The following is a 12935-nucleotide window of genomic DNA, read 5'->3' as shown; positions in this document are numbered from 1 at the left end:
ACCCGACAGCCTCTCGCACTGGCAGGTTCTCGGACTACGCGTTTACGGTCGGAGCACCCCATCACAGGAGGAGCCATGACCACCCGGCCGGCCTCGACCACGGGCGCGAGATTGTGACCGCTGCCTGCGGCGCGTAGACGGTGCCATGGGGCACAAGAGCTTTTACGATTCCGCTCGGAGCACCGAACTGCCGCTTCGCAGGCGCGGGCGTACCACTGTTTGACAAGGCGGGCGGGGCTGGCTTCGCGGTCTGCGACGAGCAACCCGCCAGGCCCAGCACCGTCAGCGCGGTCGTGATCAGGAAACCTCTGCGGTGCACGAATGATGTCGCTCATTGGCCAGGCTGAGTGCTGGCTGGAGCACCGGACCTCGCCGGGGTGGGCGGCTAGTCTCGAAGGAACCGCCCGGTCCCTGAGGAGTCACCATGACCACCCGTCTCAACCCATACCTGAGCTTCCGTGGCAACGCACGTGAAGCCATGACGAAATACCACGCCATCTTCGGCGGCGAGCTCGACCTGGCGCCGTTCTCGATGTTCGACATGCCCGTGGACGACGCCGAGAAGGACTGGGTGATGCACGGTTTCTTGCGGACCGCAGCCGGTCCGACTCTGATGGGCGCGGACGTACCCAGCTCCGTCGACTTGCCACCCAACGGCGTCGTGGCGATCACCGGCGACGAGCCGCACGTCGTGCGCGGCTGGTGGGATGCTCTGGCGGAGAACGGCACCATCGAACTACCGCTGAAACAGGCGCCCTGGGGCGACTACTACGGCGAACTGACCGATGAGTTCGGGGTTCGCTGGATGGTCGATTTCGGCGAGCCGTCGTCTAACAACACGTGAATCGACCAACACCGCAGGGGTGTTGGCCGATTCACGGTGTCGTTTGCGGTGCGGTCGATCAGACTCCAGAGGTCGACTTGATCCAGGACCGGCTAGCAGTCAGGTTCGCGTAGTTCGAGGTGGCGTTGACGTTCGAACCGGGGTCAGCCTGGTCACCGGTCGAGCAGACGCCGACGATCTTGCCGCCCACGATCAACGGACCACCGGAGTCACCGTGGTTGCTCGCGCCGTTGACACCTTGCACGTGGACTGCCCGACCGTTGTAGGCATCCGTGCTCGACCCGAGCACGTTGACTGTCGCCTTGTAGAGGCCGGTGCTTTGCTGCTGGTTGGCGCGCAGCCCGTAGCCGTAGATCGTCCCGGTGTCGCCGGACTTCGCCGTGTACGACGAGGCGAGCGAGCCATAGGTGGAGATCGACTTGGACGCCGACAGGTGCACCAGGGCCACATCGCCGTACGACGACCCGTAGACCGCGTCGGCCGCCACCGGGGTGCCGGGGTTGCTGGTGCTGTTGCTGTAGTAGACGTCCATCCACTGCGTGCCGTCGATGCAATGCTGAGCGGTCAGAACCCAGGTCGCCGAGATGGCTTCTCCGGTACAGCCGTACGTCCCGTCTGACTGCCCGAACACCAATTGGACGATGTACGGCGAGGTGGTGCTCGTGCCGCCGATGATCTTTGGCGTCACCTGCGCGGCGGCGCTCTTGCTCGCAGCCTGGTGGATCTGCAGAACCCGGCCGCCCGGTGCTGTCGTCTGGGTTGGTGCAGCGTGGGCCGATGCCATGACTCCGCTGGACAGGGTCGCTGCCGCGAGGAGGGTCAGGGCTGTTTTCGGCATGGTCTTCATCGTCAGATCGCTCCGTATCGCGTTGCGTAACAAGGGGTGCCTCCCTTGCTATCCGCGCCACACATCGGAAAGCAATGTTCTTGACCAAAGGTTGACAGGGACCTATGCACCTATTGGCGGCCCGCAGACCTTTCCGTCGTTGGTAAGCCTCAGCCCTTGGTCGCTGCTTTCGCAGCCTTCTTGAACTCCCGCACCTTCTGCAGCGACGCCTCGTCAACGACGTCAGCGACCGAACGGAAACTGCCGGGCTCGGCGTACGGGCCGATGACTTCGCGCCAACCGTCAGGTTGCACACCCAGCTGCTTGCCCAGCAGTGCAGCGAAGATGCGGGCTTTCTGATCGCCGAACCCAGGAAGTGCCTTGAGCCGCTTCAACAGCTCCGCCGCCGAAGACGCCGTGGTCCAGATCGAGGCCGCATCGCCGCCGTATTCATCTCGCACCACCACGGCCAGCTGCTGCACCCGGCCGGCCATCGAACGCCCGTACCGGTGGATTGACGGCGGGGTCGCACACAGATCGGCAAATGCGTCGGGATCGGCCGCGGCGATCTTCTCCGGTGACAATGTGCCGAAGCGCTGCTTGATCTTGAACGGCCCCCCGAACGCCCGCTCCATGGGGAACTGCTGGTCCAGCAGCATGCCCACCAGGAGTCCGAAGGGATCGCTTGACAGCACTTCGTCGGCGGCCGGGTCCTGGGCAATCTGCAAAGCCATATCGATCAGCCTAGGACTTGGTCAACGATCCCTCGAGCATCGCTGACGTCGGGCCGGTCGCTGGTAGCGGGAGCATTCGTTGTACCGGTAGCGCAGGCACTGCGGCTCCTCACGTCTGGCGCATTTCTGCTGCTCTCTGCTGCTCGCCACCGGACGGTCGCACCAGACACGTCACAGCGGGGCGCCTCGTTGACCTGCGACAGCACCTGAGACGGAACGAGCAGGCTGGTCGACCAGGATCCAATGCTATCGGATGAGCAGGGAAGCTCTAGCAATGACAACCCGCCGGGCGTTATGTTCCGGTATGAGCAGACGACAGGGAGCCTCGGGCGCTGCGGACATCGCTGCCGTGGGCGATGGCGCGCTACCGCGGCGCAACCCGTTCGACGATCTTCCCCACCTGGGCACGAGCAGCCTGACCGTTCAGCCCGACCCGCGCGCGATCGCCCCTCCCCGGGATCGCACCGACAGGCACTGTCCAGGACGTCACAGCCCGTTCCCGACGTCGATGTGTCCGCTTGCGTGCCGATGATGAGTACTGCGACCGCCGCGAAAGGACGCCTGGTCATGTTGGCCGTTGCCGCAATCACCAGTATTCCGGTGGTGGTGTACTTCGCCATCATGCTGGTGTCCGGCGCGCACGACACGATCAGCGGCTGGTTGCAGTGAACAGTACGCGCACTAACACCGAGTACTCCGGCGCCGCGGCCGAGGTGGCGCGAACGCCGACGCAGCCGCTGCGTCAATGAAGACGGGCACCTGGGCGACCTGCAAAGCCATATTGTCCTGCGCAAGAACGCGGTTGACTGCTGTTCGATACGCTTCACGTCGATCCTGGTAGCGGCCGAGTACCGCTACGACACTGTGCGGATCCAGTGGTCCGGTGGGATCCCGGGACGGCCCGGGACGGGTCGCCGTTCCTCGAACCAACGCTCCGGCCCGAAGGCCGCGTTGGCGACCTGTCGCCAGAACTCCGCTGCGACGATGTTTTCGTGCTGGAAGGTAATCGTCCACTGTCCCGGGTATCGACCAATCACATTCAGCGCAAAACGTTTCCCGACTCGATCGCGGCGTGCGGCGGGTGCCACCCAGAACGCACCGATGGACCTGACCTCGGTGTCGAATCCCTCCACCAGCGCAAACGCGACAGGAGAGTCCTCCCCGGTGTTGGGGTGGGGACGCCACACCAGGTACACGGCCGTGTCCGGGTGAGGCAACCGGTCCACCTTTCTGGCCTGGTAGCGGCCATCGGAGTACGGGAGTGCTCCGACGATCCCGGCCATGTCTGCGCGATAGGCCTGCCACAACCATCTGATCAGCTCCCATTCGTGATCGCCGATCGGACGTACGTCGAGTCGCTCGCTGTTCCCCACAAGCGTTCATTGTGCCGACACTGCTGCCACCGTCCGTCGCAGCACGCTCCTGGACGGCGTCGGATGTGGACGCACCACTCTGAGACACTGGCGCCGCACGGACAGCCGGAGCGGGAGGTAGCGAATGCGTGCGCTGGTGATGGAAGAGTTCCGCGGGCCTCTGGCGATCAAGGAACTCGCTACTCCAGACGTACCGGCGGGCGCGGTGCTCATCGACGTGGTGGCTACCGGTTTGTGCCGCAGCGACTGGCACGCATGGTCCGGACACGACGATGACGTCGTCCTGCCGCATGTGCCCGGCCACGAGTTCGCCGGCGTCGTCAGCGCAGTCGGCGACGGCGTCTCACGGTGGCACGTCGGCGACCGTGTCACCTCTCCGTTCGTCGAGGGTTGCGGCGACTGCGAATGGTGCCGGTCGGGCAACGCCCAGGTCTGCCCGCGCCAGCAGCAACCGGGATTCACCCACGCCGGGTCGTTCGCCGAGCAGGTCGTCATCCATGCCGCCGACACCAACCTGATCGCGATCCCGGAAAACGTCGGCTTCGAGGCGGCAGCGCTCCTCGGTTGCCGCTTCGCGACCGCCTACCGGGCTTTGACCGCCCGAGCCCGCCTGCACCCGCACGAGTGGGTCACCGTGGTGGGCGCCGGAGGCGTCGGCCTGTCCCTCGTCATGATCGCGAAAGCACTCGGTGGGCGGGTTGTGGCCGTGGACCGCTCCCCCGCCCCGCTCGCCACCGCGACCGGTCTTGGGGCCGACGCTGTCATCCAGACCGATGCCGCCGACACTCCAACTGATATCGCGGCCAGGATCCACGACCTGACCGCCGGAGGCAGCCACGTGTCCGTCGACGCGGTGGGGTCGCCAGTCACGGCCGCGACCGCCGTACTCGGTCTGCGCCGCCGTGGTCGGCACGTGCAGGTGGGGTTGCTGCCCAGCGACGACGGCACCAGCCCTCTGCCGATGGCGCGGGTCATCGCGTGGGAACTGGACGTGCTGGGCAGTCACGGGATGGCCGCGGCCGATTATCCGCCGATGCTGCAGATGGTCGCCGCCGGCACGCTCGATCCGGCCGCGCTCATCGCGGGCACGATCGGCCTCGCCGAGGCGGCCTCAGCCTTGCCCGCCATGGCCGCGACGGCCGGCGCGGGTACGACGATCATCGACCCACGCCGGTGAGGCGGCCACCTCACGCGCCGCCTTCCCGTTCAGTTTCAACCCGCCGGGAACCGCTCCCACGCCCGGTGCATCGCCAACCCCGCCAGAACGCCGTCCGTGACCTCATCCGCAGTGCCGACGCTGACGCCGGGCGCATCAGTCGACACACCAGCCACTTCCAGCGCCGTCGGGTCCCCCACTGCCGCGATGGCCTTGCAGTGCCGCCACGTCTCCTGCAGTAGTTTCACGACGCGCGGATCAACCGGTGCCGCGGGTGCCGCGCCGGCCTTCGCGTCCACGCTCGGCTGGGCGTCAGGTGCCGGACCGGGAGCGCCGACGACGACCAACGCGTCGAACTCGATCGACGCAGCGGTGGCGAAGGTCCGCTGCACCGTCGTCTGCGCGACGGTTCCACCGTGAGCAGCAACCACAAGAGGGGTGACCCCGGCGTTGTCGAACGCTGCCAGCACCGTAGATACGTCCTTGGCCGGACTGTCCTCGCCGATCACCACGCCCACCTGACGTCCGTCGAGCGGCCACCTGCCACCGACCTGGGACAGTGCCGGGCTGACTTCCTGATCGGCCGGTGGCACCGTCGCTTCCGGAGCGTCCAACCCCAGACTCTGTGCGACCCGGGCGCACAGCCCAGCGTCGACGTTGGCCAGCGCCGCCAACTGCCGGACTCGGATCGGCTCCTCGAAACACTTGGCCAGCTCGAAGGAGTACGCCGCGACGATGTGGTCCTGCTCGACCGGAGTCATCGAGCGGTAGAACAACGACACCTGCGAGAAGTGGTCGTCGAAGCTCGTGGGTGCCCGCCGCTCCTTGACCGACTCCGCGACCGTCTCCGGCACCTCGATGAACGCCCCATCCTTTGCGCCGGCGGTGAACGGGCAACCCCCGTCAAGAGAGTTGGGCCGGTAGGGCGCCACCCCGCCGTGCACTGCACTCTGGTGGAAGCCGTCGCGCAACATGTCGTTGATCGGCACGTGCGCCCGGTTGATCGGCAACTGGTTCCAGTTAGGTCCGCCGAGCCGGGTCAGTTGCGTGTCCAGGTAGGAGAAGAGTCGGGCCTGGAGCAGCGGGTCGTTGGTGACGTCGATTCCAGGCACCAGGTTCGCCGGGTTGAACGCGACCTGTTCGGTCTCAGCGAAGTAGTTGGTCGGGTTGCGATCGAGCGTCATGGTGCCGATCACCTGCACCGGCACCTGTTCTTCGGGTACGAACTTGGTGGGATCCAGCAGGTCGATGCCCTCGTAGTAGCCGTCCTGGTCGTCCGGCATCACCTGCACGCCGAGATCCCACTGAGGGTAGGCGCCGGCCTCGATGGCATCGGCCAGATCCCGCCGGTGGTAGTCCGGATCGGCACCGCTGGCGAGCTGCGCTTCTTCCCACGTCACGGAGTGCACTCCCAGCCGCGGCTTCCAATGGAACTTGACGAGACTGGTATCACCCTTGGCGTTGGCCAGCCGGAACGTGTGGACGCCGAAGCCCTCCATCGTGCGGAAGGACCGCGGCAGTCCCCGATCGGACATGTTCCAGATCGTGTGCGCCTGGGCCTCGGTGTGCAGCGACACGAAATCCCAGAAGGTGTCGTGCGCACTCTGTGCCTGCGGGATCTCCCGGTCCGGGTGCGGCTTGCCCGCGTGGATCACATCGGGGAACTTGATGCCGTCCTGGATGAAGAAGACGGGAATGTTGTTGCCGACCAGGTCGTAGTTGCCCTCGTCGGTATAGAAGCGTGTCGCGAATCCTCTTGTGTCCCTAGCCAAGTCAGCTGAGCCTCGCGAGCCCAGCACGGTGGAGAAGCGCACGAAGACCGGTGTCGATGCTCCCCTGCGAAGGAATCGCGCTGCGCAGATGTTGCGAGCCGCCCCGTTGGCGACGAAGGTTCCGTGGGCTGCGGCTCCCCGGGCGTGGACGACTCGTTCGGGGATCCGCTCATGATCGAAGTGGCTGACCTTCTCGCGCAAATGGTGGTCCTGCAGCAGCGCCGGGCCACGAGCCCCGGCGCGCAGTGAGTGGTCACTGTCGCGCAGCCGCGTGCCGTGAGCTGTCGTCAGGTACTTCCCCTGCTGGGCGACGGCCTCCGGTGCGACACCGGTCGGCACTCCGGTCGCAGTGACGGTGTCCGGACCGGCTTGATCAGGCTTGGGCGGAAGAGGACCGCGCGGTCGAGCAGGCTCGCTCAGCGCGGGTCGTTCCGAAGCCGGGGCGCCCGGTGCCAATGGTCGGTCGTTCTTCTTGCGAGTTGCCATGATGATCCCTCTCTCGATGCTGACGACGACCGAATGGTCATGCGTCACTGATGAGTTCGCGCGCGACGTACGCCGCGAAGCCACTCGGGGTGCGACCTGCCCGGCGAGCGGACGTGACCACCGGGCTGGCGCCGGTGGCCTGCACAACGAGTCCTGCCGCCCGGGCCCGACGGGTCAGATCGACGTCCTCGTGAACCGGCAACGGCCGGAATCCCCGGTGCGAGCGAGCGTGCGGCGGTTGAACCCCAGGTTGGCGCCGAACACGTGCTGATGCCCATCACCCAGATCGTGGCGAGCCCGCCACCCGGCCAGTTCGACCTCCGTCAGATCTTCCGGGGCAGGTCGCACGCTGCCCAGCAGCAGGTCGGTCCCGTCCCGCGCTGCGGCCAGCTGTGTCATCAACCAGTCCGGCGGCACGGCTGAATCGGCATCGGTGTTGGCAAACCAGTCGGCCCCGGGCACGACGTCGAGCAGATGCCGCAGCCCGCATTGCCGGGCTACACCGACGCACGATGCCTGCACCGCAAGGGCGTTCACCGAAGGGTGGGCCGCGACGATCTCAGCGCTGTCGTCTCGACAGGAATCCAGGACGACCAGGACGTGCACCACCACGGACGGGTCCACCAGGCGCAATCGCACTCTCGCTTCGGCCAGGGCCGTCAGGCACCGTGATAGCAAGCGTGCCTCGTCCTTGGCTGGAACGATGACTCCGATGGTCGTCATCGGCCGCTCCCGGCCGGATCCGCAGCCGGCCCGAAAACCTCGAGCAGCACGTCGTCGTCGGCATCGCTGATCGCGACCGGCAGATCGAGCAGGTCCCGCGCCGCCTGATGGACAGCCGCAGCATCCAACGCCCAGCCGTCAATCGGGTGCCGCCAGTCGCATACGACGACCCAACCACCCTCGCAGAGGCTCTCCCGGACACGAATCAACAGGTGCCTCAGCGCATCCGGCTGCAAGAAGTAACAGATCTCCGACAGCACCACGAGGTCGAACCGGCCGGTGGGCCACCACTGCGGCACCATGCGTTGCTCGATGCGGACAGTGGGCATCGCGCGAGTGCGCTCACGGGCGGCCCGGACCGCTGTCGCGCTGACGTCGACCGCCAACACCTCATCGCACCGATCCGCCAGTGCGGCGGTCAGTTCGCCTACCGAGCAGCCCGGCTCGAAGGCCCGTCGGAACCGACCGGACGGCAACACGGCCAGCGTGCGAGCCCGCTTGTCGGCCTCGAAACGACTGCTGGTGACCGACCAGGGGTCCGCGGCGACGCGATGCAGCCGTTCGAATACGGACTCCCGCCAGGTGTCGCCACTGTCGACGAACGTCTCGAAGGGCCGCTCGAAATGCGCGAGCATCGCGGGGGTGAGCAGCACCTCGTCACCGGGCAGATCCGACAACGGTTCGACCTGTGTGTGATGTTCGCCGAGAGCCGCCCGCTTGGCCAGGCGCGCGGTCACGTCCAGGCTCAGCGTGCGCACCTGCTCCCACGGCAGGTCGGTGTCCTCGGCCCAATGCCAGGCCCACACCGGGTACTCGCCCAACACCGCGCCGGTGCGTTCGGCGCACCGTGCGGCCACCCGCCCGGCGGCCTCGTGGTCCGGGTGCCCGTCGGCCCGCCAGGGCGCGAGCAGCACGCACCCGGCCCCGAGTGGGTCGACGAGTTGCTCCAGAGCCGTGTTGAGTTCGTCCTCGTGTCGGGCGAGTTCACCGTCGGGTAACTGCAGGCGTCGCAGCTCGGCGCTCGGTGCGACACGGTCGAGCGCGCGACGTACCTCTGCAACGCGCAACCGCACCAAACGTTCGGGTGAGTGTGTCGGCGACGCGGGATGCGAAGCTTCGCCGTCGGTGGCAAGGAGGACCACGACGGGGATCCCCGCGGCGTACGCACTGGCCATGGCCCCGCCCGCACCGAGGGTTTCATCGTCAGGGTGGGCCGCTACGACGACCACCGCGCGCACCCCGTGACCGGCGGTGAGTGCAACAGGGCGCGTCAGTGCCCAGCCGGGCGCGTCCGACCAGACGGCCTCGGAGCGCCCGGTGTCGCGGTGATCGAAGAGCGGGGCGCTCATGCCAGCGCCGCGCCGAGCGCTGCGAGGTCGCGTTCAGCGTGGTCCTGGCAGATGTAGACCGACAGGTCTGCCACCCGCCGGGCGTGCTCCTCTTCGAACGTCAGCGGTGCCGGCCCGGTGGCCCGGGCGACCCGGCCCAGGACGTCGTCGCAGACGGCCCGCACGATCGCGCGCACCCGGCGTGCTGTTACCTCGTCGCGATCCCGCGCTGAGCCGTCGTCGACGATCGCCGCCGCCTCCCGCAGACTGCAGCCGGCCGCGTACAGGGCGGCGTCGGCCCCGCCGAGATGCAGCAGCGCGATCTGATCCGGATCCCGTCCGCCCCGGGGGCGAAGACGCTGTGCGACGCCCGCCGCCCCGCCGTACCAGCAGGCTGCGACCCCGATCGCGCCCCACCAGAAGCCCGGACGCCGCAGATACCATCCATCCTCACCGATCGGGTAAGCCCGAACCTGCTCGAAACGCACTGGCGCAGAGACGATTTCGGTGAGTCCACGAGAAACCCACGGGACGTCGAGCACCTGTGTTTCGGACAGCGAGACGGCGAACAAGCGACGAGTGGAGTCGTCGACCCAGGCAGTCACCAGCGCATGTGAGATCTGGCCGGCCAGCGAGCACCACGGCTTGATGCCGTCGACGACCCATCCGCCATTGTCGGGGTAGGCGCTCAATCGACCCGCGGGTCCCTCCGCGGCGTAGACCCCCAGGTGCTGTGTTCCGATGCCCCGACGTCGGCCGGTGAAAGGCCGGCCTGGTCGAGGATCGACAGGGCATCGACGTGCGGTTCCAGGGCACGGGCGGCGGTCAGGTCGTAGGCCGCGACACGGCTGAGCGCGTCCCACAGGCCCAGGGTGTCCCCGCCGCCGGGGAGAGGCAGTGACACTTCCCGCGCGAGACGCAGCGCCCAGGGGACGATGGGCCGGGCCACGGGCACGCTCGGTTCGAAGCCGAAAGTGTTCGGCTGTTCGGCTTCCTGGAGAGCTCCTATCTGTTGCGTCACCTGGCGAGCATGGCAGTGCACGCCCGGTCCTCGAGGCGCCGCGCCCCCTAAGGGACATCACCCCGCGGGGTGAAGTCAACGCGCTGTGAGCCGTTCGCCGTTCAGCCGTACGTCCCCGGGGCCGGGTCCTTCACCTCATCCCGGCAGGGGCGGTCAGGCGTCGATCCGCTCCCGCTCCAGCGAGTCCGCCGACTCGACCAGGAAGTCCCGACGCGGCTCGACCTTCGACCCCATCAGCAGGTCGAAGATCTCCTCGGCCCGGGCGGCATCCTTCAGCGACACCCGCCGCAGGGTCCGATGGCGGGGATCCATCGTGGTGTCCGCCAACTGGTGAGCATCCATCTCGCCCAGCCCCTTGTAGCGCTGCGGTGTCTTGATCGAGCGGCCCTTGCGCTCCAGGTCGCGGATGGTGGTGCGCATCTGCTGCTCGGTGTAGGTGTAGATCACCTCGCCCTTGGCCCGGCCCTGCGCAACGGTCTCGATCCGGTGCAGCGGTGGCATGGCGGCGAAGACCCGGCCCTGCTCGACCATCGGCCGCATGTACCGGAAGAACAACGTGAGCAGCAGCGTGCGGATGTGCGCGCCGTCCACGTCGGCGTCGCTCATCAGGATGACCTTGCCGTAGCGGGCCATCTCCGGATCGAAGGTGCGCCCCGAGCCGGCGCCGATGACCTGGATGATCGAGGCACACTCGGCGTTCTTGAGCATGTCGGCGATGCTCGCCTTCTGCACGTTCAGGATCTTGCCCCGGATCGGCAGCAGCGCCTGATACTCGGAATTGCGGGCTGCGAGACCGGTGCCCAGCGCCGAGTCGCCCTCCACGATGAACAGCTCGGTGCGGGACACGTCGGTGGACCGGCAGTCCTTGAGTTTTGGTGGCAGAGAGGAGGATTCGAGCGCCGTCTTGCGGCGCTGGGTCTCCTTGTGCATGCGCGCGCTGATGCGCGCCTTCATCTCCGAGACCACCTTCTCCAGCACCAGCGACGACTGCGCCTTGTCGTCCCGCTTCGTGGAGGTCAGGCGGGCGGTGAGCTCACGCTCGACGACGCGGGCGACGATCTGTCGCACGGCCGGCGTACCCAGCACCTCCTTGGTCTGTCCCTCGAACTGCGGCTCGGCCAGACGCACGGTGACCACGGCGGTCACCCCGGCGAGGATGTCGTCCTTCTCCACCTTGTCGCCGCCCACCTTCAGGCGCCGCGAGTTGACCTCGAGTTGCTTGCGGAACACCTTCATCAGGGCCTGCTCGAAGCCCGTCTGGTGGGTGCCGCCCTTGGGCGTGGCGATGATGTTCACAAACGAGCGCATCGTGGTTTCGTAGCCGGTCCCCCACCGCAGGGCGATCGACACGCCGCACTCGCGCTCGACCTCCTGGGAGACCATGTGCCCCTTGCCGTCCAGCACCGGCACCGTCTCGGTGAACGTCTCCGACCCGTCGAGCCGCCACACGTCCGTCACGGCCGGATCGGGAGCCAGGAACTCGGTGAACTCGCTGATCCCTCCGTCGTGCTGGAAGCGCTCCTCGACCGGCTCGTCGCCGCGCTCGTCACGCACCGTGATGGTCAGCCCCGGGATCAGGAACGAGGTCTGCCGGGCTCGCCCGAGCAGACCCTCCCAGTCGTAGGTGGCGTTCTTGACGAAGATCTGCGGGTCGGCCCAGTAGCGGATCCGGGTCCCCGAGGTGCCGCGCTTGGCCTTGCCGATCACCCGCAACTCGCTGTTGTTGACGTACGGCGTGAACGGGGCCTGCGGGGACGGCTCACCCTGATCGTCGTACACCCCCGGCTCGCCACGCCGGAAACTCATGGCGTAGGTCTTGCCCGCCCGGTCCACCTCGACGTCGAGACGGGCTGCGAGCGCGTTGACCACCGAGGCGCCCACTCCGTGCAGACCACCGGACGCGGCGTACGCGCCCCCGCCGAACTTCCCGCCGGCGTGCAATTTGGTGAAGATGACCTCCACCCCCGACAGGCCGGTCCTGGGCTCGATGTCGACCGGCAGACCGCGGGCGTTGTCGCGCACCTCGACACTGCCGTCGTGATGCAACACGACCCTGATGTCGTCGCCGAAGCCGCCGAGCGCCTCATCGACAGAGTTGTCGATGATCTCCCACACGCAGTGCATCAAACCGCGTTCGTCGGTCGAGCCGATGTACATTCCGGGGCGCTTGCGGACCGCCTCCAGCCCCTCCAGCACTTGCAGATGCCGGGCGGTGTAGTCCTGGGCCGAAGATGCTGTGGTGGTCACGACCGCAGGGTAAACCCTCCCCGGGGCGGTCCTGTGCACGCCACACAGCGCTACGGACCTGGATGTGTTGGGATGAGGTATGCCGCCAGTGACCTACGACACATTCTCCGGAACCACTGTCCCAACGTGCGTTCCGGGAAGGGTTTGGCGTGATTCACTGTTGGCACCAGCAGGAGATATTGGGCTTTCGAGGAGAGGAAGACCGTCATGACGACTGCACTCGCCCCTACTTTGTCTGTCGCGGACCGTTGCGACCGCTGCGGAGCACAGGCATTCATCCGCGCCCGCCTTGCTGGCGACACTGAACTTCTGTTCTGCGCCCACCACGGGCGTGAGCACCTTCCGAAGCTGCAGGCCGTAGCCGAAGAGGTCATCGACGAAACCGATCGCCTGGTGGAGCCCAAGGAGGGCTGACCGGCGTCGGT

At 67.2% G+C, this 12935-nt stretch carries 13 protein-coding genes; 4 read left to right on the top strand and 9 right to left on the bottom strand.

What is annotated here, in order from left to right:
• Positions 1-424 precede the first annotated feature (424 nt).
• Positions 425-844, top strand: a complete 420-nt coding sequence (locus ACFQBT_RS06920) for a VOC family protein (RefSeq protein ID WP_377821441.1) — start codon at positions 425-427, stop codon at positions 842-844.
• A 58-nt stretch (positions 845-902) separates the two neighbouring features.
• Here the strand turns inward: ACFQBT_RS06920 and ACFQBT_RS06915 are convergent, their stop codons facing one another.
• Both ACFQBT_RS06915 and ACFQBT_RS06910 read right to left on the bottom strand, forming a co-directional pair.
• Complete coding sequence (locus ACFQBT_RS06915; protein WP_377821439.1) at positions 903-1682, bottom strand: S1 family peptidase; 780 nt, start codon at positions 1680-1682, stop codon at positions 903-905.
• Between the two features lie 158 nt (positions 1683-1840).
• The gene (locus ACFQBT_RS06910) at positions 1841-2404 is read right to left on the bottom strand and encodes an HhH-GPD-type base excision DNA repair protein (protein ID WP_377821437.1); all 564 of its coding nucleotides are present in this window, start codon (positions 2402-2404) and stop codon (positions 1841-1843) included.
• Positions 2405-2935: 531 nt separating this feature from the next.
• Between ACFQBT_RS06910 and ACFQBT_RS06905 the strand changes: the two genes are divergently transcribed.
• A complete protein-coding gene (locus tag ACFQBT_RS06905; RefSeq protein ID WP_377821435.1) occupies positions 2936-3073 on the top strand; it encodes a hypothetical protein in 138 nt (45 codons plus the stop codon).
• Positions 3074-3258: 185 nt separating this feature from the next.
• Here ACFQBT_RS06905 and ACFQBT_RS06900 read toward each other — a convergent pair whose 3' ends face one another.
• The gene (locus ACFQBT_RS06900) at positions 3259-3777 is read right to left on the bottom strand and encodes a hypothetical protein (protein WP_377821433.1); all 519 of its coding nucleotides are present in this window, start codon (positions 3775-3777) and stop codon (positions 3259-3261) included.
• A gap of 124 nt (positions 3778-3901) precedes the next feature.
• On the opposite strand from ACFQBT_RS06900, the gene ACFQBT_RS06895 reads away from it, so the two are divergent.
• Positions 3902-4954, top strand: a complete 1053-nt coding sequence (locus ACFQBT_RS06895) for an alcohol dehydrogenase catalytic domain-containing protein (RefSeq protein ID WP_377821431.1) — start codon at positions 3902-3904, stop codon at positions 4952-4954.
• A gap of 35 nt (positions 4955-4989) precedes the next feature.
• Here the strand turns inward: ACFQBT_RS06895 and ACFQBT_RS06890 are convergent, their stop codons facing one another.
• The 6 genes from ACFQBT_RS06890 to ACFQBT_RS06865 all read right to left on the bottom strand — a co-directional run bounded on the left by ACFQBT_RS06890 (position 4990) and on the right by ACFQBT_RS06865 (position 12510).
• On the bottom strand, positions 4990-7191 hold the full coding sequence (locus tag ACFQBT_RS06890) for a catalase (protein ID WP_377821429.1): 2202 nt from the start codon (positions 7189-7191) through the stop codon (positions 4990-4992).
• A 174-nt stretch (positions 7192-7365) separates the two neighbouring features.
• Entirely contained in the window at positions 7366-7914 is a 549-nt protein-coding gene (locus ACFQBT_RS06885; RefSeq protein ID WP_377821427.1) for a glycosyltransferase family 2 protein, read from the bottom strand.
• On the bottom strand, positions 7911-9263 hold the full coding sequence (locus ACFQBT_RS06880; protein WP_377821425.1) for a PIG-L family deacetylase: 1353 nt from the start codon (positions 9261-9263) through the stop codon (positions 7911-7913). Before ACFQBT_RS06880 ends, ACFQBT_RS06885 begins: the two co-directional genes overlap by 4 nt.
• The gene (locus tag ACFQBT_RS06875) at positions 9260-9934 is read right to left on the bottom strand and encodes a hypothetical protein (protein WP_377821423.1); all 675 of its coding nucleotides are present in this window, start codon (positions 9932-9934) and stop codon (positions 9260-9262) included. Before ACFQBT_RS06875 ends, ACFQBT_RS06880 begins: the two co-directional genes overlap by 4 nt.
• On the bottom strand, positions 9931-10263 hold the full coding sequence (locus ACFQBT_RS06870) for a hypothetical protein (RefSeq protein WP_377821421.1): 333 nt from the start codon (positions 10261-10263) through the stop codon (positions 9931-9933). The genes ACFQBT_RS06875 and ACFQBT_RS06870 overlap by 4 nt, the downstream gene beginning before the upstream one ends.
• Positions 10264-10416: 153 nt before the next feature.
• A complete protein-coding gene (locus ACFQBT_RS06865; protein ID WP_377821419.1) occupies positions 10417-12510 on the bottom strand; it encodes a DNA gyrase/topoisomerase IV subunit B in 2094 nt (697 codons plus the stop codon).
• Positions 12511-12717: 207 nt separating this feature from the next.
• Here ACFQBT_RS06865 and ACFQBT_RS06860 point away from each other — a divergent pair, with 207 nt between their 5' ends.
• Positions 12718-12924, top strand: a complete 207-nt coding sequence (locus tag ACFQBT_RS06860; RefSeq protein ID WP_109684337.1) for a DUF7455 domain-containing protein — start codon at positions 12718-12720, stop codon at positions 12922-12924.
• The last annotated feature ends 11 nt before the right edge of the window (positions 12925-12935 follow it).

This window comes from Branchiibius cervicis, assembly GCF_042661605.1.
Lineage (GTDB): Bacteria > Actinomycetota > Actinomycetes > Actinomycetales > Dermatophilaceae > Branchiibius > Branchiibius cervicis.
This window is presented reverse-complemented; position numbering and strand designations above follow the sequence as displayed.